The organism is Delftia sp. WSY_7, from assembly GCF_043104845.1.
Taxonomy (GTDB): Bacteria; Pseudomonadota; Gammaproteobacteria; order Burkholderiales; family Burkholderiaceae_C; genus Comamonas; species Comamonas tsuruhatensis.
The window spans coordinates 94,478-115,958 of the sequence record NZ_JBICLB010000013.1 but is presented as its reverse complement, the minus strand read 5'-3'; the positions used below and the strand labels follow the sequence as shown (position 1 = coordinate 115,958).

Below are 21,481 nucleotides of genomic sequence, written 5' to 3'. Positions count from 1 at the left end.
CCTTGAGGGCTCGGGGGCCTGCCGTCAGGGCTTGGCCGCCGGCTCCATGCCGGTGCTGCGCACGATGGGCGCGGCGGCGGGGGCTGCCAGGAAGCGGATCAGGTGTCGCGCCGTGTCAGGGCTCTTGGCGCCGGTGGCCACGCCTGCGGAGAAGAAGACGCGCTGCTGCACTTCATCGGGCAGGGGGCCGACGAATTCCAGCTCCTTGAACGGCAGCAGTTCGCTGACCTGCTGGAAGCCGATGTCCGCATCGCCACGCAGCACCACGGCGCCCACGCGCTCGCTGAGGATGCGGGTGGCCTTGCCCTTCATCTGCTCGGCCACGCCCAGGCGCGGGAACAGTTCGTTGGCCAGGTAGGTGCCGCTGGCGCTGGCCGAGTAGGCAACGGATTTGGCGTCCAACAGGGTCTGCCTGAGCGCATCCACGGTGCTGATGTCGGGCTTGGGCGTGCCCTTGCGCACGCTCATGCCGATCATGGAGCGCGCCAGGTCCACGCGGCTGCCCGCTTCCACCTTGCCTTGCGCTGCCAGGTTGTCCAGGGCCGAGTCGGCGAGGATGACCACGTCGAACTGCTCGCCCCGCGCCAGCCGGCTGGGAATGGAGTCCTGCGCATTGCCCATGGAGGCGCCGCGCGAGGTGACGACCTTGTGGCCCGTGGCCTGCTCGTACAGGGGTATCAGCTGGTCGTAGGCGGCAGAGAAGCCGCCCGAGGTGACCACGCGGATTTCATCTGCGGCGGCGGTGGAGGGCGCGGCAGCGCCCAGGGCCAGGCCCAGGCTGAGGGCGCCGCCCAGCAGCGCGCCCAGGGTGCGGCGGCGCAGGGTGGATGGCACGGAGGACTGCAGGGGGGTGGAACGGATGGCGGTCATGGTTTGTCTCCTGGTTTTTTATGGTTGGGGAACGGCTAACGGCTGCCGAGGGAATCAATCGGCCGTGATTTTTCGCTCGCGGATGATGCGGCCCCACTTGGCGTGCTCGGCGCCAATGAACTGGCCCAGTTCCTCGCGGGTGCCCGGGGCGGCGGTCTGGCCGTGCTTGAGCAGGTTGTCGCGCACTTCGGGGGTGTTCAGCACCTTGACCAGCTCGGTGTTCCAGCGGTCCAGCAAGGGCTTGGGCGTCTTGGCGGATGCCACGAAGGCGTACCAGTTGGTGGCGTTGAAGCCGGGGAAGCTCTCGGCCACGGTGGGCACGTTGGGCAGGTAGGCCGGGCGCGTGAGGCCCGTGGTGGCCAGCGGGATCAGCTTGCCGGATTCGATGTGGGGCAGGGCCGTGGGCGGGGCTGCGTAGAAGGAGGTCACGCGGTTGCCCAGCACGTCCTGCAGCGCGGGCGCGCCGCCCTTGTAGGGCACGTGCAGGGTGTCGATCTTGGCGACATCGTTGAGCAGTTCACCGGCCAGGTGCGATGCGGAGCCGGGGCCGGTGGAGGCGAAGTCCAGCTTGCCGGGTTCGCGCCTGGCCTTGGCCACGTATTCGCCCAGGGTCTTGATGCCGGTGGCGGCAGGCACGACGAGCACGTTGGGAAAGTTCACGCCCATGGTGATGGGGGCCAGGTCCTTGAGCGGGTCGTAGCCGATCTTCATGAAGTGCGGCGCGATGGCCAGCGGGCCGATGGAGCCGAAGAGCAGCACCGAGCCATCGGACGGGCCATTGGCCACCTGCGTGTGGGCCAGGTTGCCGCCTGCGCCGGGCTTGTTTTCCACGACCACGCTCTGGCCGATGTTCTCGCCCAGCTTCTTGGCGATGATGCGCGCGGCAATGTCGGCCGAGCCGCCTGCGGCGAAGCCGACCACCATGACCACGGGTTTCTTGGGGGGGAAGTCCTGGGCCTGGGCAGCGCCCACGGCCAGGGAAAGAAGGGCTGCCAGGGCGCCGCCCGCGATCAGTCTGCGTTGGTGCATGTCGTCTCCGTTTGTTGGTCTTGCCTGCCCGCAGGGGGCAGCGTTATCAAGGGCGCCATCCTATGCAGGGGCTGCTATTCTGTGAATTGCAACTTTTGGAGGGACTGTTGCATGCAGCGCATCAAATTCGACATGGGGGAGCTGATCGCCTTCGTGACCACGGCCGAGAAGGCCAGTTTTCGCCTGGCCGCAGAAGCGCTTTTCCTGTCGCCGCCTGCCTTGAGCCGGCGCGTGGAGCGCCTGGAGTCGGTGCTGGGCGTGCGGCTGCTGGAGCGCACCACGCGGCAAGTGAAGCTGACCGAGGTAGGCCATGAATTCCTGCAGGAGGCGCGCCGGGCCCTGGCCGGCCTGGACGAGGCCGTGCAGCGCGTGGATGACCAGGTCAAGCTGCGCCGTGGCCGGGTGACGGTTGCCTGCGTGCCTTCGGTGGCCACCAATCTGCTGCCCCCGGTACTGAAATCCTTTGCCGTGGAGCAGCCCGATGTGCAGGTGCACGTCATCGACGAGAGCGCGCACCAGGTGGTGGAGGCCGTGCTGCGCGGGGAGGCGGATTTCGGCCTGAGCTTCACGGGCAGCCAGGAGCCATCGCTGCGCTTTGAGGCGCTCACGCGCGAGCGCTATGTGCTGGCCATGCCGCGCAGCCATGCCTGGGCCGGGCGCAGTCAGGTGGAATGGGCCGAGCTGGCGGGCAAGCGCCTGGTGTCCGTCTCCCACCAAAGCGGCAACCGCCTGCTGCTGGACCAGGTCATGGCCGGCCTGCCAGAGCAGCCCGTGGCCTGGCACGAATGCAACCACGTCACGGGCGCCCTGGCCCTGGTGGAAGCGGGCCTGGGCCTGGCCGCCGTGCCCCAGCTGGCCCTGCGCCAGGACCATGCCCAGGTCTGCGGCGTGCCGCTGACCGCGCCCGATGTGTGGCGCACGCTGGGCCTGCTGCAGCGGCGCGATCGCATGCTCGGGCCTGTGGCGCAGGCCTTGCGGGAGTGTCTGGTGCAGGCCCAGGAAGCGGGCCGCTGAGCGGGAATGCCGGTTCGGCAACGGCCCGCTTGTGCGCGATGCAGATGCCCGCCTCGCTTGTGACCCGGATGCTCCCCCGAACAGCACCGACGGGGCAGGTTTAAAGCTTTATATGAGTTTTAATCATGTAATTGTGAGATAAAACCATTTTACTTCATTGATTTGGCTCCATATCATCCGCTCCCATTGTTCGTTTGCATTTTGGGAAGCAGTCATGGCCATCACTTCACCTCGGACCGCATGGTCGCCACAACCGGCTCCCGCGTTGAACCCCGGCCATCTTGCGTGAGAGCAGCAATGACACGTCCACTTCGTCTGGTCGCCGTATCCGGCGGACTGCAGCGCCCCTCCAAGTCTGCCGCCCTGGCAGAGCATCTGTCTGATCTGATCGCCGACGAAGTTCCGTGCGAACAACGCCTGGTGGAACTGGGCCAGCTCGCGCCGCAGCTTGCCGGCGCGGTGTGGCGCTCGCAGTTGCCCGAGACGGTGGAGCGGGAGCTTGCGGCGGTGGAGCAGGCGGATGTGCTGGTGGTGGCCACACCGGTCTTTCGCGGCGCCTACACCGGACTGTTCAAGCACTTCTTCGACTTCGTCCACCAGGACGCCTTGATCGACAAACCCGTGCTGCTGGCGGCCACCGGTGGCAGCGAGCGCCATGCCCTGGTGATCGACCACCAGTTGCGGCCGCTGTTCAGCTTCTTCCAGGCGCGCACCCTGCCACTGGGTGTCTACGCGACCGACAAGGATTTCGTGGACTACCGCCTGCACGACGAGGCACTGCTACAGCGGGCCGCGCTGGCGGTTCAGCGGGCATTGCCGCTGGTCGAGCTGAGGCAGCGCACCATGCCCCATCTGGCCGAATCAGCGGCTGTTGCCTGAAGAAAACAACGGTTTTCTCTCCACGCCCATGGGCCTCCTGAACTCATGAAGCTGCTGGCCGGCCAGGACGTGATGGTGGGCCAGGCGCAGGGGAACATCCCAGGAATTCATGGTTTGCCCTGTATCGGATTCAGGCAGCTGTCTTGGAAAAAGACACTGAATCTGTTCAATGGCCAGACACTTTCGGCCCTGGCACGGGCTGCCTGGCCCCGGGGGCACAAGGCCGTCCCTGTCTTGGTGCCGCCTGGGTGCCGTCTGGGCGTGCCTGGCACAAAGCATGCATGGTCCCCTTGCAAAACGGCAGGCCCAGCCAGGCCATCAAGCCGAAAACCCCAAAGGAGACAAACCATGCACCGCCGCCCCTTCCTCCATTGCGCCATCGCACTCGCCGCCATGGCCGCTGCAGCTCCTGCTGCACTGGCCCAGCAGGGCGAGATCCGCATTGCCCACGTCTACAGCAAGACCGGCGCGCTGGAGGCCTATGGCAAGCAGACCCAGGCCGGGCTGCTGATGGGGCTGGAGTACGCCACGGGCGGCAGCATGGCGGTGAATGGCAAAAAGCTGGTGGTGATCGAGAAGGACGACCAGGGCAAGCCCGACCTGGGCAAGAGCCTGCTGGCCACGGCGTATTCCGATGACAAGGCCGATCTGGCCGTGGGGCCCACGTCGTCCGGCGTGGCGCTGGCCATGCTGCCGGTGGCCGAGGAGTACAAGAAGATTTTGCTGGTGGAGCCGGCCGTGGCCGATTCGATCACGGGCGACAAGTGGAACAAGTACATCTTCCGCACGGGCCGCAACTCCAGCCAGGACGCCATCAGCAATGCGGTGGCCATCGACAGGGCGGGCGTGACGATTGCCACGCTGGCCCAGGACAACGCCTTCGGCCGCGACGGGGTGAAGGCCTTCAAGGACGCCATCAAGAAGGGCAAGCTGGCGCATGAGGAGTACCTGCCCGCCGCCACCACGGATTTCACGGCAGGGGCGCAGCGGCTGATCGACAAGCTCAAGGACCAGCAGGGCAGGAAGATCATCTGGATCGTCTGGGCCGGGGCGGGCAATCCGTTCAAGATCGCGGACCTGGACCTCAAGCGCTACGGCATCGAGATCGCCACGGGCGGCAACATCCTGCCCGCCATGGCGGCCTACAAGAATCTGCCGGGCATGGAGGGCGCCACGTACTACTACTACGGCATTCCCAAGAACCCGGTGAACGAGGCGCTGGTGTCCATGCACTACAAGCAGTACAAGACGCCGCCGGATTTCTTCACGGCCGGCGGCTTCTCTGCGGCCATGGCCATCGTGACGGCGCTCAAGAAGACAGGTGGAGACACCAAGACCAACGGTCTGATCAAGGCCATGGAGGGCATGAGCTTCGACACGCCCAAGGGCCAGATGACCTTCCGCAAGGAAGACCACCAGGCCCTGCAGAGCATGTACCACTTCAAGATCCGCGTGGACCCGGCGCTGGCCTGGGGCGTGCCGGAACTGGTGCGCGAGATCAAGCCCGAGGAGATGCAGGTTCCCATCCGCAACGGCCGCTGAGCAATGTTGCGCACAGAGGATCTGACCATCCGCTTCGGGGGCCATGTGGCCGTCAACGGCGTGAGCTGCGCTTTCGAGCCGGGCACGCTGACGGCCATCGTGGGCCCCAACGGGGCGGGCAAGACCACGTATTTCAACCTGATCTCGGGGCAGCTCAAGGCCTCGGCCGGGCGCGTGCTGCTGGGCGGGCGCGAGCTGACGGGGCTGGCCCCCTCGGCGCGCACGCGGGCCGGGCTGGGGCGGGCATTCCAGCTCACCAATCTGTTCCCGCACCTGAGCGTGCTGGAGAACGTGCGCCTGGCCGTGCAGGCGCGCGACGAGGGCCCGCACCGGCGCGGCCTGAACCTGTGGAGCATCTGGAGCGACCACCGGGCATTGACGCAGCGGGCGCTGCACATCCTCGACCAGGTGGCCCTGTCCGCCCGGCGCGGCGAGGCCGTGGCCGCGCTGCCGCATGGCGACCAGCGCAAGCTGGAGGTGGCCTTGCTGATGGCGCTGGAACCCCAGGTCTATATGTTCGACGAGCCCACGGCGGGCATGAGCCATGACGAGGCGCCGGTGATCCTGGACCTGATACGCAAGCTCAAGCAGGACCGCAGCAAGATCATCCTGCTGGTGGAGCACAAGATGGATGTGGTGCGCGAGCTGGCCGACCGCATCATCGTGCTGACCAATGGCACGCTGGTGGCCGATGGGCCGCCGGCCGAGGTCATTGCCTCGCCTGTGGTGCAGCAGGCCTACCTGGGTGTGGTGCCGGAGCAGGGCGCCGTGAAGGAGGCCGCATGAGCGCTGCCGCCAACCTCAACCCAAACCCCAACCTGCTCGAACTGTCGGGCGTGCACACGCATATCGGGGCCTATCACATCCTGCATGGCGTGGACCTGGCCGTGCCGCGCGGGCAGCTGACCATGCTGCTGGGGCGCAACGGCGCGGGCAAGACGACCACGCTGCGCACCATCATGGGCCTGTGGCGGGCCAGCCAGGGGCGCATCGCCTTTGGCGGGGCCGACATCACGGCCCTGCCCACGCCGGCGATTGCGCGGCTGAACATTGCCTATGTGCCCGAGAACATGGGCATCTTCGCGGACCTGACGGTGCAGGAAAACCTGCTGCTGGCCGCGCGCGGCGCCTCGCGCTCCGACCGCATGGACGCGCAGCGGCTGCAGTGGATCTTCGGCATGTTCCCGGCCGTGGAGAAGTTCTGGAACCACCCGGCCGGCAAGCTGTCGGGCGGGCAAAAGCAGATGGTGGCGGTGGCGCGCGCCATCGTGGAGCCGCGCGACCTGCTGATCGTGGACGAGCCCAGCAAGGGCCTGGCACCGGCCATCATCGAGAACATGATCGCGGCCTTCGCCCAGCTCAAGGCGGGCGGCACGACGATTGTGCTGGTGGAGCAGAACCTGGGCTTTGCGCGCCGCCTGGGCGACCGCGTGGCGGTGATGGACAACGGCCGCGTGGTGCACGCGGGCGGCATGGCCGAGTTCTCGGCAGACGCGGCGTTGCAGCAGTCGCTGCTGGGGCTTTCGCTATGAACAAGCTGAACAGGCTGGATGTGGATTTCAAGCCGCTGCTGCTGGTGCCGGTGCTGGCCCTGGTGGCGCTGCCGCTGGTGGGCTCGGGCTCGACCTGGCTGACGCTGACGGTGGCGGGGCTGGCCATGGGGATGATCGTGTTCATCATCGCCTCGGGGCTGACGCTGGTGTTCGGGCTGATGGACGTGCTGAACTTCGGCCACGGCGTGTTCATCGCGCTGGGCGCCTTCGTGGCCACCAGCGTGCTGGGCGCCATGGGCGACTGGACGGGGTCGGACCAGCTGTGGCGCAACCTGCTGGCCGTGCTGCCGGCCATGGTGGTGGCCATGCTGGTGGCGGGCGCCATCGGGCTGGCGTTCGAGCGCTTCATCGTGCGGCCCGTGTACGGCCAGCATCTCAAGCAGATCCTGATCACCATGGGCGGCATGATCATCGGCGAGGAGCTGATCAAGCTCATCTGGGGCCCGCAGCAGATTCCGCTGCCGCTGCCCCAGGGCATGAAGGGCGCCTGGCTGCTGGGCGATGCCGCCGTGGAGAAGTACCGCGTGGTGGCCGTGCTGGTGGGGCTGGCGGTGTTTGCCCTGCTGGCCTGGACGCTGTCGCGCACCAAGATCGGCCTGCTGATCCGCGCGGGCGTGCAGGACCGCGAGATGGTGGAGGCCCTGGGCTACCGCGTGCGCCGCCTGTTCGTGGGCGTGTTCGTGGCGGGCTCGGCGCTTGCGGGGCTGGGCGGGGTGATGTGGGGCATGTACCAGCAGAGCGTGGTGCCGCAGATGGGCGCGCAGGTGAATGTGCTGATCTTCATCGTGATCATCATCGGCGGGCTGGGCAGCACGGGCGGGGCGCTGATCGGCGCGCTGCTGGTAGGGCTGATGGCCAACTACACGGGGTTCCTGGTGCCCAAGGTGGCGCTGTTTTCCAACATTGCGTTGATGGTGGCCATCCTCTTGTGGCGGCCTCAGGGCGTCTATCCCGTGGCGAACCGCTGAAGGAGTGATCGACATGCTCAACCGATTGCTTTCTGGCGACCTGCCGCGCAGCCGCGTGCTGGCGGTGCTGCTGCTGTTGATCTTCCTGGGCCTGGCGGCAGCGCCCTTCGTGTTCCCGGGCGTGAAGGCGCTGAACGTGGCGGCCAAGGTGCTGATCTTCGTGGTGCTGGTGGCCAGCTTCGATCTGCTGCTGGGCTATACCGGCATCGTGAGCTTTGCGCACACCATGTTCTTCGGCATTGGCGCCTATGGGGTGGCGATTGCATCGTCGCGCATGGGCGCGGGCTGGGGCGCGCTGGCGCTGGGCCTGGGCGCGGCGCTGCTGGTGTCGCTGCTGCTGTCGCTGGCCATCGGCCTGTTCTCGCTGCGCGTGCGGGCCATCTTCTTTGCCATGATCACGCTGGCCGTGGCGGCGGCGTTCCAGACGCTGGCCTCCCAACTGTCGGAATGGACGGGCGGGGAGGACGGGCTGAGCTTCAAGCTGCCCGAGTGGCTGTCGCCCAGCTTCGAGCCCTTCGAGAATGAGGTGCTGGGCGTGCTGATCGACGGGCGCATCATCACCTACTACCTGCTGTTCGTGCTGGCCGTGGCGCTGGTGCTGGCGCTGCTGCGCATCGTCAATTCCCCGTTCGGCCGCGTGCTGCAGGCCATCCGCGAGAACGAGTTCCGTGCCGAGGCCATCGGCTACCGCGTGGTGGTGTACCGCACCCTGTCCAGCGTGCTGTCGGCCCTGTTCGCCTGTGTGGCCGGTGCCATGCTGGCGCTGTGGCTGCGCTATAACGGGCCAGATACCTCGCTGTCGTTCGAGATCATGATGGACTGCCTGCTGATCGTGGTGATCGGCGGCATGGGCACCATCTATGGCGCGGCGATCGGCTCGGTGCTGTTCCTCATCGCCCAGAGCTATCTGCAGGACCTGCTGCGCGTGGCCAGCGAGGCCGCGCACAGCCTGCCCTGGCTGGCCGCGCTGCTGTCGCCCGACCGCTGGCTGCTGTGGCTGGGCGTGCTGTTCGTGTTGTCGGTCTACTATTTCCCCACGGGCGTCGTGGGGCGTCTGCGTTCTTCCCGCGCCGGAGCCTGACCAGGGCCCCTGGCGCATTCGTGCATCAGAGAACTACCACAAGGAGATGGGCATGTTGAAGCGTGAAGAGATGGTGTCGTCGATTCCTGCAACCCCGTGGCGCTGGGCCGTCACGGCGCTGGCGGCGGCCGCGCTGGCGGCCTGCGGCAGCGGCGAGCGTGAGCCCAGCAACGACCTGCCCAAGGGCTTTACCGAGCTGGGCGCCACGGTGTATCCGGCCACGGCCACCGGCACGGGTGCCACGGCAGCCACGCAGGACTTGCTGACGGGCGGCCTGGGCAAGACGGGCCTGGGCGCCGCAGCCGCGCCCCTGTACGCGGACCCGGCCAATCCCACGGCGGCGGAGCTTCGGCGCAATGCGCTGTACTCCAACTACCGGGGCATCCTGGACCCCACGGCGGGCGGCGGCTACGGCACGCTGTACGGCCCCAACATCACGGCAGACGGGCAGGTGACTGCGGGCGAAGGGCTGATCCCCGGGCGCGAGTACCTGGCCGTGCTGGACGACGGCACGGGCCGCAAGCAGACCATGGTGGCCGTGCAGGTGCCGGACAGCTTTGACCGCAACCGGCCCTGCATCGTGCTGGGCCCGTCCTCGGGCTCGCGCGGCGTGTATGGCGCCATCGGCACGGCGGGCGAGTGGGGCCTGAAAAAGGGCTGCGCCGTGGCGCTGACCGACGCGGGCAAGGGCGTGGGCCTGCACAACCTGAGCGACGACACCGTCAACAAGCTGGACGGCACCCGCGCCACGCGCACGGACGCCGGCAGCCTGTCCTTCTTTGCCGCACGGCTGACCGATGCGGCGCGCGCCGCCTACAACGCGGCGTTTCCCAACCGCATTGCCATCAAGCACGCGCATTCCCAGCAGAACCCTGAAAAGGACTGGGGCAACGACACGCTGGCCGCGGCCCGCTATGCGCTGTACGTGCTCAATGCGCGCTATGGCACCACGCAGGACCCCGTGCCCTTCGGCAAGGACAACACGCTGGTGCTGGCGGGCTCGGCCTCCAACGGCGGCGCGGCCGTGCTGCGCGCGGCCGAGCTGGATGCGGACGGCCTGATCGACGGCGTGGTGGCCTCCGAACCCGTGACCGAGATGCCCACGCGCCAGGGCTACACCATTGCCGTGGGCAATGCGACCATGCCCAACCCGGGCCGCACGCTGGCCGAGTACACCACCTACGGCAACATCTACCAGCCCTGCGCGGCGCTGGCTCCCGATGCGGCGCTGACCGAGACCTCCATCTTCAACTACATAGGCCTCACCGCCATGACGGCGCGGGCCGAGGCACGCTGCACCAGCCTGGCCGCCAAGGGCCTGGTCATCGGCGCCACCACGGCCGACCGCGCCGCCAATGCGCTGAGCAAGCTGCGCCTGTACGGCTGGACGCGCGACCACGACCGCATGCACAACGCCCACTACGCGCTGGGCAACGGCCCCATCCTGTCGGCCATGTACACCATGGCCTATGGCCGGTTTGGCGTGGATGCCAACCTGTGCCGCACCAGCTTTGCTGCCGCCAATGCCACGGGCGACGTGGTGCCCGCCACGGGGGCCGCGCTGGCCCAGAGCTTTGCCACGGCCAATGGCACGGCCAACGGCACGCCTGCCACGGTGGTCTACAACGACTCGGTGGGCGGGGCCAAGGCCTGGCAGTTTGCCGTGTCGCCCTCCACGCGCGTGGCCGACTTCGGGCTGGACAACGCGCTGTGCCAGCACGCGCTGGTGACGGGCTTCGATCCGGTGACCGGCTTCAACCTGTCCGAGAGCAGCGTGCCCACGCGCGCCCAGAGCGACGCCGTGCGCGCCGGCATCAACGAGGTGCTGCATACCGGCAGGCTGCGCGGCAAGCCCACCATCATCGTGGCGGGCCGCAGCGATGCGCTGGTGCCGGTCAACCACAATGCGCGCGCCTACACGGTGCTCAACCGTGGCCTGGATGGCTCCAGCACGCGGCTGCGCTATATCGAGGTGGTGAATGCCCAGCACTTCGATGCCTTCCTGCCGTTCTCGGGCTTCGACACGCGCTTCGTGCCGCTGCACCCGTACTTCAACCAGGCCATGGATGCCGTGTGGGCCAACCTGCGCAGCAGCACCGCGCTGCCCGCCAGCCAGGTGGTGCGCACCACGCCGCGCGGCGGCCAGCCGGGCGCGGCGCCTGCCATCACGGCGGCCCAGGTGCCGCCCTTCGTGACGCGGCCCGCAACGGCCAACACCATCGAGGTCAGCGACGGGTTGATCCGCATCCCTGAGTGAGCCAGGCCCCGGGGCGGCCGGCTGCCACGGCGGCCGGCCGCTCCTGCACAGAGATTTCTTCCATGGCTTCCACAGCATCACCCTCGTCCGCATCCCCTTTTGTTGCCGTGCCGGATTCCCGCTACGCGCACTGCTCGGGCTATGAGATCCACTACATGGACTGGCAGCCTGCGCCCGATGTGGCGCCAGCGGGCACCGTCGTCGCCTGGCACGGGCTGGCACGCACGGGGCGCGACATGGATGCGCTGGCGCAGTTCCTGGCGGGGCAGGGCTGGCGCGTGGTCTGCCCCGACACGCTGGGCCGGGGCCTGAGCCAGTGGAGCCGCGCGCCGCGCGAGGAATACCGGCTGGGCTTCTACGCCCGCATTGCGCGCGGGCTGTTCGATGCGCTGGGGCTGGAGCGAGCGCATTGGGTGGGCACGTCCATGGGCGGGGCCATCGGCACGGTCTGCGCCTCGGGCCTGTTCGAGCCTTCGCTGCGCGCACGCATTGCGACGCTGGTGCTCAACGACAATGCGCCGCAGCTGGCCGAGTCAGCGCTGGCGCGCATCAAGGCCTATGCGGGCGAGCCGCCGGCCTTCGACACCGTGGGCGAGCTGGAGGCGTTCTTTCGCCAGGCCTACCGGCCCTATGGCTGGTTAAGCGACTCCGAGTGGCGCAAGCTCACCGAAACCAGCGTGCGCCGCCTGCCCGATGGGCGCGTCACGCCGCACTACGACCCGGCCATGATCGAGCAGTTCACGGCCCATGACGACGACTACGGCATCTGGCCGCACTACGACGCGCTGGAGATCCCCGTGCTGCTGCTGCGGGGTGTGGACTCGGACCTGGTGCTGCCCGAGGTGGCCCGGGAAATGACCACGCGCGGCCCCGGCGCGCGCGGCCTGCTGCACTGGCAGGAGGTGCCCGGCTGCGGCCATGCGCCGGCGCTGAACGTGCCCGCGCACTGGCAATGGGTGCTGGAGCATCTGCAGCGCGGCTGAGCATCAACCCGGGCCGGGCGCGGATGTTGCTGCCGCGCTAGCATTTGCGACGGGTGCAGCCTCGCCTTCTTTTCGGGCGCGGGCACCGTCTGGGCAAGAGAGGCCTGACATGGGTTTTCTGGTGGAGCTGATCCGCGAGTACGGCTTCGGCATCGTCTTTCTCAATGTGTTCGTCGAACAGCTGGGTGCGCCGATTCCGGCCTACCCGGTGCTGGTCGTGACCGGCGCGCTGGAAGGCGCCGACTGGGTGCGCCTGCTGTGGCTGGTGGCCGTGGCCGTGAGCGCGGCGCTGATTGCCGACCTGTTCTGGTACCAGGCCGGCAAGGCCTACGGCCACCGTGTGCTGGGACGCATCTGCCGCATCTCGCTGTCGCCCGATGCCTGCATCCGCCAGACCGAGACCGTCTATGGCCGCTGGGGCGCAAGGTCGCTGCTGGTGGCCAAGTTCGTGCCGGGCTTCGCCTCCATCGCCAGCGCGCTGGCCGGCGTGATGGGCACGCCGCTGCGCAGCTTCGTGCTGTATGACGGGCTGGGTGCGCTGATCTGGGTAGGCTCGGCCGTGTACCTGGGCTCGCTGTTCAGCTCCACGGTGGAAGACCTGCTGGGCGTGCTCACCGCGCTGGGCCAGTGGGGCCTGTTGCTCCTGGCCGTGGCGCTGGGGCTGTTCATCGTGCGCAAGTGGTGGCAGCGCCATCGCATGGTGCGTTCATTGCGCATGCCGCGCATGTCGGTGCGCGAGCTGGCGGGCCTGCATGCCCAGGGCATGCAGCCCACGGTGATCGATGTGCGCGCCCTGCCGCAGTACCGCCAGGGCCATATCCCGGGTGCACAGTCCTGGGAGCTGCGCCCGCGCGATGGCGGCGAGTCGCATGCGCACCTGCTGCCCCAGCACGACCATCCCCACGGGGTGGTGGTCTATTGCGACTGTCCCAATGAAATCTCGGCCGCGCGGCTGGCGCGCCAGCTGCAGCGCGCGGGCTTCGCCAACGTGCGCCCGCTGGTGGGCGGCCTCAAGGCCTGGCAGGCGGCTGGCTTCGACGTGGAAACCGCGCCGCTGCCCGTGACGGCTGGCGCGGATGAGGGGCCGGCGCCCAGCGTCCCCTGACCTTAGCCTTGGTCTATTTGCCCGCCGGCATCGAGCAATGCCCGCCTTGCGTGGCCTTGCCCGATCCGGCCGCGATCAGCGGTGCCTCGAAGCGCAGGTCCACGAGGGGCGAGTGCAGGTGGTCCCAGGCCAGGAAGAGGACGAGCACGGCCCAGAAGACCGCGCGCAGGCTGTTCTGTTGTGTCATGGCGGGTCCTTTCAGAAGTTGAAGTGGCGGCGGATGCGCAGGCCGAAGATGGTGCCGGCAAAGGCCAGCGGCACCCAGATCCAGCCGTGGATGCTGCCCGTGGAGATGCCCGAGAGCATGGCGCCCACATTGCAGCCGAAAGCCAGGCGCGAGCTGTAGCCCAGCACCAGGCCTGCCACCAGGGCCACCATCCATTGCGTGCCCGTGAGCGGCTTGGCATTGACGGGCTTGGCGGCAGCCACCCACAGGGCGCCGCCCAGGATGCCGATGTTGGTGATGCTGGTCACGTCCAGCAGCACGGTCTCGTGCAGGCGCGCGGCGTTGCCGGGCTGGCTCCAGAACCAGTTGCCTGCCAGATCCACGGCGCCTGTGGCGTTGGCGATCTTGGCGGCCCACAGGCCGAAGCCGTAGACCACGCCCCAGGGCTGGCCCGCAATGATGAGGTTGAGCGTGGCCAGCACGGCCAGCAGCACGGCACCCACCACCCACTTGCGCACGAACAGCGGCTTGGCGGGGCGCTTGAGTGCCACGTTGGCGCCACGCACATACCAGGCCACGCCCAGCGCGACCACGGCCAGCGCAGCCAGCGTGGCCAGCAGGGCAGGGGCCCAGCCCCAGGCCGTGACCAGGCCCACGGGCTGGGTGTTGCCCAGGTCCAGCCACCAGCCCAGGTGCAGGCTGCCCAGGAAGCTGCCGATGGCAAACACGGGCAGGATGGCCGCATTCATGGGAATGCCCATGCCGGCCTTGTACAGCGTGCCGCTGCCGCAGCCGTCCGCGATCTGCATGCACAGGCCGAAGACGAAGGCACCCACCAGCAGGCTGATGCTGGGCGGGCCCAGGGCAGCCGTGAGTTCGGGATAGTGGCCCAGCAGCGGCATGGCCAGCGCAGCGGCCAGCGCCAGCAGCAGCAACTGGCCGAAGACGCCGCTGGCGTCCTTGTCCTCGATCAGCATGCGCCAGCCGGTGGTGAAGCCGAAGCGCTTGCCGGCCAGCACCGCGCCCAGGCCCAGGCCCACGGCGAACAGCGCGGCCTGGCGCACCGAGACGCTCCACAGAAGCCAGCCAAAGAAAACGGCCAGGATGGCCGCAAGAGGAAGTCGTTTCATATCATTTTTCTCCATGCAGTCGCCCTCCCCCGCGAAGCGGGTAGAGAGGCGCCGTGCCACGGGGGAAAGGCGCGCAAGCGCCTCAGGGGGTGTTTACTTGAACTTTTTTTCCCACCACTGCTTGGCGTCGTAGGCCAGGGATTCGGCGCGGCCGGGCTGGTTGGCCATGGGCGGCGCATCGGCCTGCTGCGTCCAGTCCACCATGGAGCCCGCATACAGCTTGACGCCCGGCAGGCCTGCGACTTCGGACAGGCCGAACCAGTCGGTGGCCGCCCAGTGGCCGGTGTTGCAGAAGGCCACCATGTCCTGGCCCTGCTCGCGCTTGACCTTGGCCGCGATCTGCTTGGCCGTTGCGGTATCGACAAAGGTGGAGGTGCCGGGCACGAACCACTGGTTGAAGTCCAGCTGCTGCGCGCCGGGCAGGGTGCCCGAGAGCTTGGCGGCCGGCGCGCGCGTCTTGCCCTGGTAGAAGGCGTCGGGGCGCGAGTCCACCAGGGCGGCGTTGCTGAGCCTGACATGCTGGCCCACATCCTCGCGCGTGGCGATCAGGCTGGTGTCCAGCTGGGGCTGGTAGCTGCTGCGGGCCACTTTGACGGCCTCGTTGTCCTGCGGGAGCTTTTGCTCGTTCCAGGCCTTCATGCCGCCGTTGAGCACGGACAGCTCCTTGAGGCCCAGCAGCTTGAGCGTCCAGTACACGCGCGCTGCGGCGCCGAAGTCGGTGGCGTTCGCGCCCGTGGAGACCACGATGGCGTGGGTGGCCGGCGTCAGCCCCAGGGACTGCACGAGTTCGGTGAGCTTGGGCAGCTCCGGCAGTTCACCGGGGTTGGTGGCGGGGCCGCGCCATTTGCCGTAGGGAGCGTTGAGCGCACCGGGAATGTGGCGCTCGCCATAGGCCTTGGGATCGCGGATGTCGATGATGCGCACGGCGTCCTGGCCGGCGGCGGCCTGCACGCCTGCGGGCGTGAGCAGGGGTTCGGCGGCGTGGGCCGTGCCCAGGGCGGTGCAGGCAAGGCCCAGCGCCAGCAGCGGGGCCGCCAGGCGCAGAGCAGGGGAAAAGGTCTTGGTCATGATGGCTGGGGCCGGCCATGGAAGACCGGCGGGACAAGCAACAGAGGTGCAATTGTCCCGCTTGCAGCATCTATATACAAAGACGCTTATGCATTCTGCTCATGAGGCAGGGTTATATGGCGCGGTGCAAAGGATGCAGGACGGCCTCAGCGTTGTGCGCCCACGGCCTTGGCACGCTCCAGGCTGGCGTCGAGTTCGGCCTGCGGCGCCTTCTGCGTGGGCCAGCCCTGCAGGTGCTGCTGGGCGATGCGGCTCAGCGCCGTGATCCAGGGTGCGCTGTCGTTGAGGCAGGCGATGTACTCGAACTGCTCGCCGCCCGCATGCATGAAGGCCTCGCGCGCTTCCTGGCTGATTTCCTCTAGCGTTTCCAGGCAGTCGCTGGTGAAGCCGGGGCAGACCACGTCCACGCGCTTGGTGCCGCTGCGTGCCAGCTCGATCAGCGAGGGCTCGGTATAGGGCTCCAGCCATTTGGCCTTGCCAAAGCGCGACTGGAAGGTCACCAGGTATTGCGAGGGCGACAGGCCCAGGCGCTCGGCCAGCAGCCTTGCGGTCTTGCGCGATTCGCAGTGGTAGGGGTCGCCCAGGTGCAGCGTGCGCTCGGGCACGCCGTGAAAGCTCATGACCAGTTTCTCGCCACGGCCGTTGCCGCGCCAATGGGCCTCGATGCGCTGGGCCAGCGCGTCGATGTAGGAAGCGTCGTCGTGGTAGCGGTTGACGAAGCGCAGCTCGGGGATGTGGCGCTGGGTGCGGGCCCAGTCGTAGACCGCGTCGAACACGCTGGCCGTGGTCGTGCCCGAGTACTGCGGGTACAGCGGCAGGATGAGGATACGCGTGGCGCCCTCGGCCTTGAGGGCATCGAGCACGCTGGGGATGGACGGGTTGCCGTAGCGCATGGCATGGCGCACCAGCACGTTGTGCCCGGCCTCGCCCAGCCAGCCGCGCAGCAGCAGGGCCTGGCGCTCGCTCCAGTGCTGAAGGGGGGAGCCGTCCTTCTCATGCCAGACGGTGGCGTACTTGGCCGCCGACTTGGCCGGCCGCGTGCGCAGGATGATGCCGTGCAGGATGGGCAACCAGGCAATCCTGGGGATCTCGACCACGCGGTCGTCGCCCAGGAATTGCGCCAGGTAGCGGCGCACGGCCGGGGCCGTGGGCGCGTCGGGCGTTCCAAGGTTGCACAGCAGCACGGCGGTGCGCTGGGGTTGGTCGTGGCGGAATGAGGGTTCTGGCGCAAAGCGGGATGGCATGGCCCCGATTGTGGCAGGACGCGGCGGCCTGCCATGCGAGCCCGATGACCCGGCGGCAGCCTGCAGCGGCTGCCTTCGCTATGCTCGGACCATGTCCCAAGCCACCACCGCTCCCCTCGCCGAATCCTCATTTGCCCCTGCACTGACCGCCTTGCAGCAGTTGCGCCGCAGCGGCCGCATCCGCGCCATATCCATCGATCTGGATGACACGCTGTGGCCTGTGTGGCCGGCCATCTCGCGTGCCGAACAGGTGCTGCTGGACTGGCTGCACACCCATGCGCCGGCCACGGCCGCGGCGCTGCGCGACGTGGCCGCCGTGCGCGCCATCCGCGTGCAGATCGAGCGCGATCGTCCCGACCTGGCCCATGACCTGAGCGGCCTGCGCCGCGAGTCCATCCGCCTGGCGCTGCAGCGCAATGGCGACGACGGCGCGCTGGCCGAGCCGGCCTTCGATCTTTTCTTTGCCGAGCGCCAGCGCGTGGACCTGTACGAGGACGCGCTGCCCGCCCTGCAGTTCCTGGCCGCGCGCTGGCCCGTGGTGGCCTTGAGCAATGGCAACGCCAGCGTGCATGTGGTGGGCATCGGCGAGCATTTCCATGCCGCGCTGAGCGCCAGCAAGGCCGGCATGGCCAAGCCCGATGTGCGCTTTTTCCACGCGGCAGCGGCGGCGGCTGGCGTGGCGCCTGACGAGGTGCTGCACATTGGCGACGACGCGCGGCTCGATGCGCTGGGCGCCATGGATGCGGGTATGCACGCAGTCTGGCTCAACCGCACGGGCGTAGCATGGCCTCACGAGGGGTCCACGCCCCACGTCACGGTGGCCAGCCTTGCGCAGTTGTGCCAGGGGCTGGCTGACAGCTGACCCTGCCTGCCCGCGAAGCCGCGCCACGCCATGCCCATCAGCCACAGCACAGCTTTCCTTCACCCCCCCGTCCTCCCCGCCGTGCGCAGCATCGGCTGGAAACACCCCCTGAGCTGGCTGGCGCGTGGCGCGCGCGACATGGCCAGGGCGCCCTGGCTGAGCCTGGCACATGGCCTGGTCTTGACCTTGATCGGGTTTTTGATCTTGACGCTGGGGCACAATCGCTTTTGGCTGATGGCCGGGGCCCTGTCGGGGTTCCTGATCGTCGGCCCTGTCGTGGCGACCAGCCTCTACGCCATCAGCCGTGCGCTGGAGCGCGGCGAGGCTGCCGATCTGTCCCTGGTGCGGCGTACCTGGACGCGCTGGCAAAACGGCCATGCGGCCAAGGCCGAGGGGCAGGGCGGCTACTGGTGCCTGGTGCAGTTCGGGCTGCTGCTGTCGCTGGCGGCCACGGGCTGGGTGCTGGTGTCGGCGTCGCTGATCACCGTGCTCTCGCCCGTGCGCATTGCCACTCCGGCGGATTTCGTGCAGCACGTGGTGCTGGCCCGCGACGGGCAGTTGTTTGCGATATGGCTGGCGCTGGGCAGTTTTCTGGCAGCGCCTATTTTTGCGTCCAGCGTGGTGGCCATGCCGCTGATGCTGGACAGGCGGGTGACGGTGCGCCAGGCCGTGCTGACCAGTTGGTTGGCCGTGCTGGCCAACCCTGTGCCTCTGGCACTGTGGGCCGCCCTCATTGTGTTGTTGACCCTGCTGGGCCTGGGCAGCTGGCTGCTGGGACTGGTGGCCGTGATGCCCCTGCTGGGGCACGCGAGCTGGCATGCGTACCGCGACCTGGTGGATGCGTCGACCTTTGCGGCGCGCTGAGCCGGGCGGGCCCGGACCGGCCGGGCCTGCAGGGGAGGATGTAGGACGGTGTTGTCGTGATATTCGGGTATACAGAAGAACAGATCGCCCATTTCTTCCTCACCTATGGCGTGGGGGCCTTCATCCTCTTCATGGTGTTCATCATCCTGCAGCTGGCACGCCAGTCCAAGGCAGGAAAGTTCGGCACCTTCGTGATCTTCCTGGGCCTGGGCGTGGGCTTTGTCGGCTACGTCGCCAAGATCGTCATCCAGTGGTGGATGGAGAGATGACGCCGCAGGCGTCACACCCATGAGCTGGACGGACTACTACCGCTTTACCGAGGGACGCAAGATATCTCCCCTGCTGGTGCAGGCGCTTGACGCGTTGGCGGGTGATACGGCAGATAAAGCGGCCATCGATCTGGGCTGTGGCGCGGGCCATGAGTGCCGCGTGCTGCTCAATACCGGCTGGCGCGTCCACGCCATCGACAGCGAACCTGCGGCCATCGAGGGCTTGCGCCCCCTGGCATCGCAGGCGTCCGGCGCTTTGACGCTGCAGGCTTGCCGTTTCGAGGATCTTTCCTCTTTGCCTGCAGCGCATCTGATCCACGCTGGACTGAGCCTGCCCTTTTGCCATCCTGAGTACTTCGATGCGTTTTGGTCGCTGGTGCGTTCTGCGCTGCGTCCGGGCGGTGTGTTCGCCGGTCATTTTTTCGGGCCGCGCGATGCCTGGGCCGATTCGCAGTCCATGAGCTTTCATTCGCGTGATCAGGTCTTGCGCCTTTTGGATGGCATGGAGCTGTTGGCCTTCAATGAGTTCGATGGCATGGCCCCCAGCATGCGGGGCCCCAAGCACTGGCATCGCTTTGATGTCGTGGCCCGCAGGCCGGTGTCGTCGTAGTGCGGCGTTACTCGGCCTTGGCCCCCGCAGCCTTGATCACCGGGTCCCAGCGCTTGATTTCTGCGACGGTGTGCTGGCGCAGGGCGTCGGGGGTGAGGCGGTCTGCGGGCGGGATGATGACGCTCATGTCCGTGAAGCGCTTGACCAGGGCGGGTTCGGCCAGGGCGGTGCGCAGCGATTTGTTGAGGCGCTCGATGACGGCTTGGGGCGTGCCTCGCGGGGCGTACAGGCCGTGCCATACGGCAAGCTCGAAACCGGGCTGGCCTGCCTGCGCGAAGGTGGGCACATCGGGCAGGGAGGGCAGGCGTTCGCGCGTGGCGACGGCGTAGCCCTTGAGCATGCCTGCCTGTATGTGCGGGCCGGTGGCCACGGGCTGGTCGCAGATGACATCGACATTGCCTGCCACCAGGTCCTGCAGGGCCGGACCCGTGCCACGGTAGGGCACCAGGGTGGCCTCGGTGGAGGTGGTCTGCAGCAGCAGCATGGCGCACAGGTGGGAGGTGGCGCCTACGCCGGCATGCGAGAAGCGCACTTCGCCCGGCTTGGCCTTCATGTGGGCGATGAAGTCCGCCAGCGTGGCGGGCGCAAAGCCTTTGCTGCGCACCAGGATCATGGGCACGTCGCCGGCCAGCGCGATGGGTTCCAGGTCGCGCCTCACATCGAAAGCGAGCTTGCTGTAGAGCGCGGGCGCCGTGGCGATGCCCATGTTGTGCAGCAGCAGGGTGTGGCCGTCGGCCTGGGCGCGTGTGACGCGGCTGGTGCCGATGGTGCCACCGGCGCCGCCCAGGTTCTCGACGATGACCTGCTGGCCCAGGTCGCGCGTCATGGCCTCGGCCAGCACGCGGGCCAGCACGTCGGTGGAGCCTCCGGCCGCGTAGGGAACGACGATGGTGACGGGCTTGTTGGGGAAGGCCTGGGCGGCAAGGCTGGCTGCTGCCAGCGCGGCGGCGAGAAGGGTCTGGGCGAGTGGATTGCGGATGAGGGGGCGCATGGGTTTGTCTCCTGGAGGCGCGTGCAGGGGCCGCCGGCTCTGTGCGGCCGGTTGTCGGTGGCGTGTTTGGAGGCGTGAGGCAGGAAGGCAAGGGCCGCATGCGGCCCTTGCCGACGGCGAGACGGCGCAGGCTCAGGCCGGGGCCACGTACCTGTACAGCTCGGTGTGGTCGGCGGCGGGTCCCAGGGACCTGGAGGCGTCGGCCGCCATGGCGCTGACCTGTTCGGCCAGTGCCATGGGCGTGTGCATGGCCTGGCCCAGCGACAGGGCAATGCCCACGTCCTTGGCCTGCAGCGCCAGCGAGAAGCCCGAGTTGAAGGCACCGTTCAGCATGAACTGGTGGGCCTTGTTTTCGGTGGTGTTGTTCTTGCCGGTGGAGGCATTGATCACGTCCACGATGGTGGCCGGCGCAATGCCGAAGGCCGCGCCTGCGTGGATGGCCTCGGCCGTGGCGATGAGGGCCGCTGCCGAGACATAGTTGTTCAAGGCCTTGAGCGCATGGCCCGCGCCCACGGGACCGACATGGGTGATGGCCTGTCCCATGCGCTGCAGCAGCGGCAGGTGCTGGGCGAGCAGGTCCGCATCGCCGCCGACCATGATGGACAGCGTGCCCGCAATGGCGCGCTTGACGCCGCCGGAGACCGGCGCATCCAGCAGCCCGATGCCGCGCTCGCCCAGCAGGCCGGCCAGCGCCCGCGTGCGGTTGGGGTCGGCCGAGCTCATGTCGATGATGCAGGCGCCGGGCGGCAGGTGCGGGGCCAGTTCGCCCACCACGGCATCGACGATGCGGGAGTCGGGCAGCATGGTGAAGACCACGCTGCAGCCGGCAAAGTCGGCCGCGCCGGATGCCACGGCCACACCCGCATGCTCCTGCGCGAATCGTGCGGTGGCGGCGGGCACGGCGTCCCGGATGACCAGGGCGTGCCCTGCGGCGTGCAGCAGGTGGGCCATGGGCTGGCCCATCATTCCGAGGCCGATGAATCCTATGGTGGTCAT

Annotated in this window: 22 protein-coding genes; 14 read left to right on the top strand and 8 right to left on the bottom strand. The window is 68.2% G+C overall.

What is annotated here, in order from left to right; genetic code table 11:
* Positions 1-24: 24 nt before the first annotated feature.
* Positions 25-870, bottom strand: a complete 846-nt coding sequence (locus tag ACF8ME_RS06045) for a substrate-binding domain-containing protein (protein WP_047327059.1) — start codon at positions 868-870, stop codon at positions 25-27.
* 54 nt (positions 871-924) lie between these two features.
* The gene (locus ACF8ME_RS06040) at positions 925-1,899 is read right to left on the bottom strand and encodes a tripartite tricarboxylate transporter substrate binding protein (protein WP_074923848.1); all 975 of its coding nucleotides are present in this window, start codon (positions 1,897-1,899) and stop codon (positions 925-927) included.
* 111 nt (positions 1,900-2,010) lie between these two features.
* Between ACF8ME_RS06040 and ACF8ME_RS06035 the strand changes: the two genes are divergently transcribed.
* The 10 genes from ACF8ME_RS06035 (at position 2,011) to ACF8ME_RS05990 (ending at position 13,281) form a co-directional block, all read left to right on the top strand.
* Positions 2,011-2,913, top strand: coding sequence for a LysR family transcriptional regulator (locus tag ACF8ME_RS06035; protein ID WP_016449615.1), 903 nt, complete (start codon positions 2,011-2,013; stop codon positions 2,911-2,913).
* 297 nt (positions 2,914-3,210) lie between these two features.
* Positions 3,211-3,792 (top strand): FMN reductase, encoded by a 582-nt coding sequence (gene msuE / locus ACF8ME_RS06030; protein WP_016454049.1) that lies wholly within the window; start codon positions 3,211-3,213, stop codon positions 3,790-3,792.
* 348 nt (positions 3,793-4,140) lie between these two features.
* Positions 4,141-5,334: a substrate-binding domain-containing protein gene (locus ACF8ME_RS06025; protein WP_392415684.1), complete on the top strand. Its 1,194-nt coding sequence runs from the start codon at positions 4,141-4,143 to the stop codon at positions 5,332-5,334.
* 3 nt (positions 5,335-5,337) lie between these two features.
* The gene (locus ACF8ME_RS06020; protein ID WP_392415682.1) at positions 5,338-6,120 is read left to right on the top strand and encodes an ABC transporter ATP-binding protein; all 783 of its coding nucleotides are present in this window, start codon (positions 5,338-5,340) and stop codon (positions 6,118-6,120) included.
* Positions 6,117-6,866 carry an ABC transporter ATP-binding protein gene (locus ACF8ME_RS06015; RefSeq protein ID WP_392415681.1) on the top strand — a complete coding sequence of 250 codons (750 nt, stop codon included), beginning with the start codon at positions 6,117-6,119 and terminating at the stop codon, positions 6,864-6,866. Before ACF8ME_RS06020 ends, ACF8ME_RS06015 begins: the two co-directional genes overlap by 4 nt.
* Positions 6,863-7,855: a branched-chain amino acid ABC transporter permease gene (locus tag ACF8ME_RS06010; protein ID WP_047218323.1), complete on the top strand. Its 993-nt coding sequence runs from the start codon at positions 6,863-6,865 to the stop codon at positions 7,853-7,855. Before ACF8ME_RS06015 ends, ACF8ME_RS06010 begins: the two co-directional genes overlap by 4 nt.
* Before the next feature lie 13 nt (positions 7,856-7,868).
* Complete coding sequence (locus tag ACF8ME_RS06005) at positions 7,869-8,936, top strand: branched-chain amino acid ABC transporter permease (RefSeq protein WP_016449609.1); 1,068 nt, start codon at positions 7,869-7,871, stop codon at positions 8,934-8,936.
* Positions 8,937-8,988: 52 nt separating this feature from the next.
* A complete protein-coding gene (locus ACF8ME_RS06000; RefSeq protein ID WP_244386502.1) occupies positions 8,989-11,193 on the top strand; it encodes a D-(-)-3-hydroxybutyrate oligomer hydrolase in 2,205 nt (734 codons plus the stop codon).
* A 62-nt stretch (positions 11,194-11,255) separates the two neighbouring features.
* Positions 11,256-12,176, top strand: coding sequence for an alpha/beta fold hydrolase (locus tag ACF8ME_RS05995; RefSeq protein WP_392415678.1), 921 nt, complete (start codon positions 11,256-11,258; stop codon positions 12,174-12,176).
* Between the two features lie 109 nt (positions 12,177-12,285).
* The gene (locus tag ACF8ME_RS05990) at positions 12,286-13,281 is read left to right on the top strand and encodes a rhodanese-like domain-containing protein (RefSeq protein WP_016449606.1); all 996 of its coding nucleotides are present in this window, start codon (positions 12,286-12,288) and stop codon (positions 13,279-13,281) included.
* 13 nt (positions 13,282-13,294) lie between these two features.
* On the opposite strand, the gene ACF8ME_RS05985 is transcribed toward ACF8ME_RS05990, so the two are convergent.
* From ACF8ME_RS05985 to hemH, 4 genes are all read right to left on the bottom strand, one after another.
* Positions 13,295-13,468 (bottom strand): hypothetical protein, encoded by a 174-nt coding sequence (locus ACF8ME_RS05985; RefSeq protein WP_392415677.1) that lies wholly within the window; start codon positions 13,466-13,468, stop codon positions 13,295-13,297.
* Between the two features lie 11 nt (positions 13,469-13,479).
* A complete protein-coding gene (locus ACF8ME_RS05980; protein WP_016454056.1) occupies positions 13,480-14,577 on the bottom strand; it encodes a YeeE/YedE thiosulfate transporter family protein in 1,098 nt (365 codons plus the stop codon).
* Positions 14,578-14,670: 93 nt separating this feature from the next.
* Positions 14,671-15,645 carry a sulfurtransferase gene (locus ACF8ME_RS05975; protein WP_392415675.1) on the bottom strand — a complete coding sequence of 325 codons (975 nt, stop codon included), beginning with the start codon at positions 15,643-15,645 and terminating at the stop codon, positions 14,671-14,673.
* A 146-nt stretch (positions 15,646-15,791) separates the two neighbouring features.
* Positions 15,792-16,889, bottom strand: a complete 1,098-nt coding sequence (gene hemH, locus ACF8ME_RS05970) for a ferrochelatase (protein WP_392415673.1) — start codon at positions 16,887-16,889, stop codon at positions 15,792-15,794.
* A gap of 91 nt (positions 16,890-16,980) precedes the next feature.
* Between hemH and ACF8ME_RS05965 the strand changes: the two genes are divergently transcribed.
* Genes ACF8ME_RS05965 through ACF8ME_RS05950 form a run of 4 tightly spaced genes read left to right on the top strand, consistent with a single transcriptional unit; the run spans position 16,981 to position 19,494 of the window.
* Positions 16,981-17,751, top strand: a complete 771-nt coding sequence (locus ACF8ME_RS05965) for an HAD family hydrolase (protein ID WP_016449602.1) — start codon at positions 16,981-16,983, stop codon at positions 17,749-17,751.
* Between the two features lie 30 nt (positions 17,752-17,781).
* A complete protein-coding gene (locus ACF8ME_RS05960) occupies positions 17,782-18,615 on the top strand; it encodes a DUF2189 domain-containing protein (protein ID WP_016454059.1) in 834 nt (277 codons plus the stop codon).
* 56 nt (positions 18,616-18,671) lie between these two features.
* Positions 18,672-18,884, top strand: a complete 213-nt coding sequence (locus ACF8ME_RS05955; protein WP_016449600.1) for a DUF2788 domain-containing protein — start codon at positions 18,672-18,674, stop codon at positions 18,882-18,884.
* 19 nt (positions 18,885-18,903) lie between these two features.
* A complete protein-coding gene (locus ACF8ME_RS05950; protein ID WP_392415672.1) occupies positions 18,904-19,494 on the top strand; it encodes a class I SAM-dependent methyltransferase in 591 nt (196 codons plus the stop codon).
* 7 nt (positions 19,495-19,501) lie between these two features.
* On the opposite strand, the gene ACF8ME_RS05945 is transcribed toward ACF8ME_RS05950, so the two are convergent.
* Together ACF8ME_RS05945 and ACF8ME_RS05940 are read right to left on the bottom strand one after the other, a co-directional pair.
* Positions 19,502-20,485 (bottom strand): tripartite tricarboxylate transporter substrate binding protein BugD, encoded by a 984-nt coding sequence (locus ACF8ME_RS05945; RefSeq protein WP_126311873.1) that lies wholly within the window; start codon positions 20,483-20,485, stop codon positions 19,502-19,504.
* 132 nt (positions 20,486-20,617) lie between these two features.
* Positions 20,618-21,481 (bottom strand): NAD(P)-dependent oxidoreductase, encoded by an 864-nt coding sequence (locus ACF8ME_RS05940; RefSeq protein WP_047218330.1) that lies wholly within the window; start codon positions 21,479-21,481, stop codon positions 20,618-20,620.

Bases quoted from the DNA above. Each gene is read 5' to 3' on its own strand.
- ACF8ME_RS06045 (WP_047327059.1), bottom strand. From the start codon at position 870: ATGACCGCCATCCGTTCCACCCCCCTGCAGTCCTCCGTGCCATCCACC.
- ACF8ME_RS06040 (WP_074923848.1), bottom strand. From the start codon at position 1,899: ATGCACCAACGCAGACTGATCGCGGGCGGCGCCCTGGCAGCCCTTCTT.
- ACF8ME_RS06035 (WP_016449615.1), top strand. From the start codon at position 2,011: ATGCAGCGCATCAAATTCGACATGGGGGAGCTGATCGCCTTCGTGACC.
- msuE (WP_016454049.1), top strand. From the start codon at position 3,211: ATGACACGTCCACTTCGTCTGGTCGCCGTATCCGGCGGACTGCAGCGC.
- ACF8ME_RS06025 (WP_392415684.1), top strand. From the start codon at position 4,141: ATGCACCGCCGCCCCTTCCTCCATTGCGCCATCGCACTCGCCGCCATG.
- ACF8ME_RS06020 (WP_392415682.1), top strand. From the start codon at position 5,338: ATGTTGCGCACAGAGGATCTGACCATCCGCTTCGGGGGCCATGTGGCC.
- ACF8ME_RS06015 (WP_392415681.1), top strand. From the start codon at position 6,117: ATGAGCGCTGCCGCCAACCTCAACCCAAACCCCAACCTGCTCGAACTG.
- ACF8ME_RS06010 (WP_047218323.1), top strand. From the start codon at position 6,863: ATGAACAAGCTGAACAGGCTGGATGTGGATTTCAAGCCGCTGCTGCTG.
- ACF8ME_RS06005 (WP_016449609.1), top strand. From the start codon at position 7,869: ATGCTCAACCGATTGCTTTCTGGCGACCTGCCGCGCAGCCGCGTGCTG.
- ACF8ME_RS06000 (WP_244386502.1), top strand. From the start codon at position 8,989: ATGTTGAAGCGTGAAGAGATGGTGTCGTCGATTCCTGCAACCCCGTGG.
- ACF8ME_RS05995 (WP_392415678.1), top strand. From the start codon at position 11,256: ATGGCTTCCACAGCATCACCCTCGTCCGCATCCCCTTTTGTTGCCGTG.
- ACF8ME_RS05990 (WP_016449606.1), top strand. From the start codon at position 12,286: ATGGGTTTTCTGGTGGAGCTGATCCGCGAGTACGGCTTCGGCATCGTC.
- ACF8ME_RS05985 (WP_392415677.1), bottom strand. From the start codon at position 13,468: ATGACACAACAGAACAGCCTGCGCGCGGTCTTCTGGGCCGTGCTCGTC.
- ACF8ME_RS05980 (WP_016454056.1), bottom strand. From the start codon at position 14,577: ATGAAACGACTTCCTCTTGCGGCCATCCTGGCCGTTTTCTTTGGCTGG.
- ACF8ME_RS05975 (WP_392415675.1), bottom strand. From the start codon at position 15,645: ATGACCAAGACCTTTTCCCCTGCTCTGCGCCTGGCGGCCCCGCTGCTG.
- hemH (WP_392415673.1), bottom strand. From the start codon at position 16,889: ATGCCATCCCGCTTTGCGCCAGAACCCTCATTCCGCCACGACCAACCC.
- ACF8ME_RS05965 (WP_016449602.1), top strand. From the start codon at position 16,981: ATGTCCCAAGCCACCACCGCTCCCCTCGCCGAATCCTCATTTGCCCCT.
- ACF8ME_RS05960 (WP_016454059.1), top strand. From the start codon at position 17,782: ATGCCCATCAGCCACAGCACAGCTTTCCTTCACCCCCCCGTCCTCCCC.
- ACF8ME_RS05950 (WP_392415672.1), top strand. From the start codon at position 18,904: ATGAGCTGGACGGACTACTACCGCTTTACCGAGGGACGCAAGATATCT.
- ACF8ME_RS05945 (WP_126311873.1), bottom strand. From the start codon at position 20,485: ATGCGCCCCCTCATCCGCAATCCACTCGCCCAGACCCTTCTCGCCGCC.
- ACF8ME_RS05940 (WP_047218330.1), bottom strand. From the start codon at position 21,481: ATGACCACCATAGGATTCATCGGCCTCGGAATGATGGGCCAGCCCATG.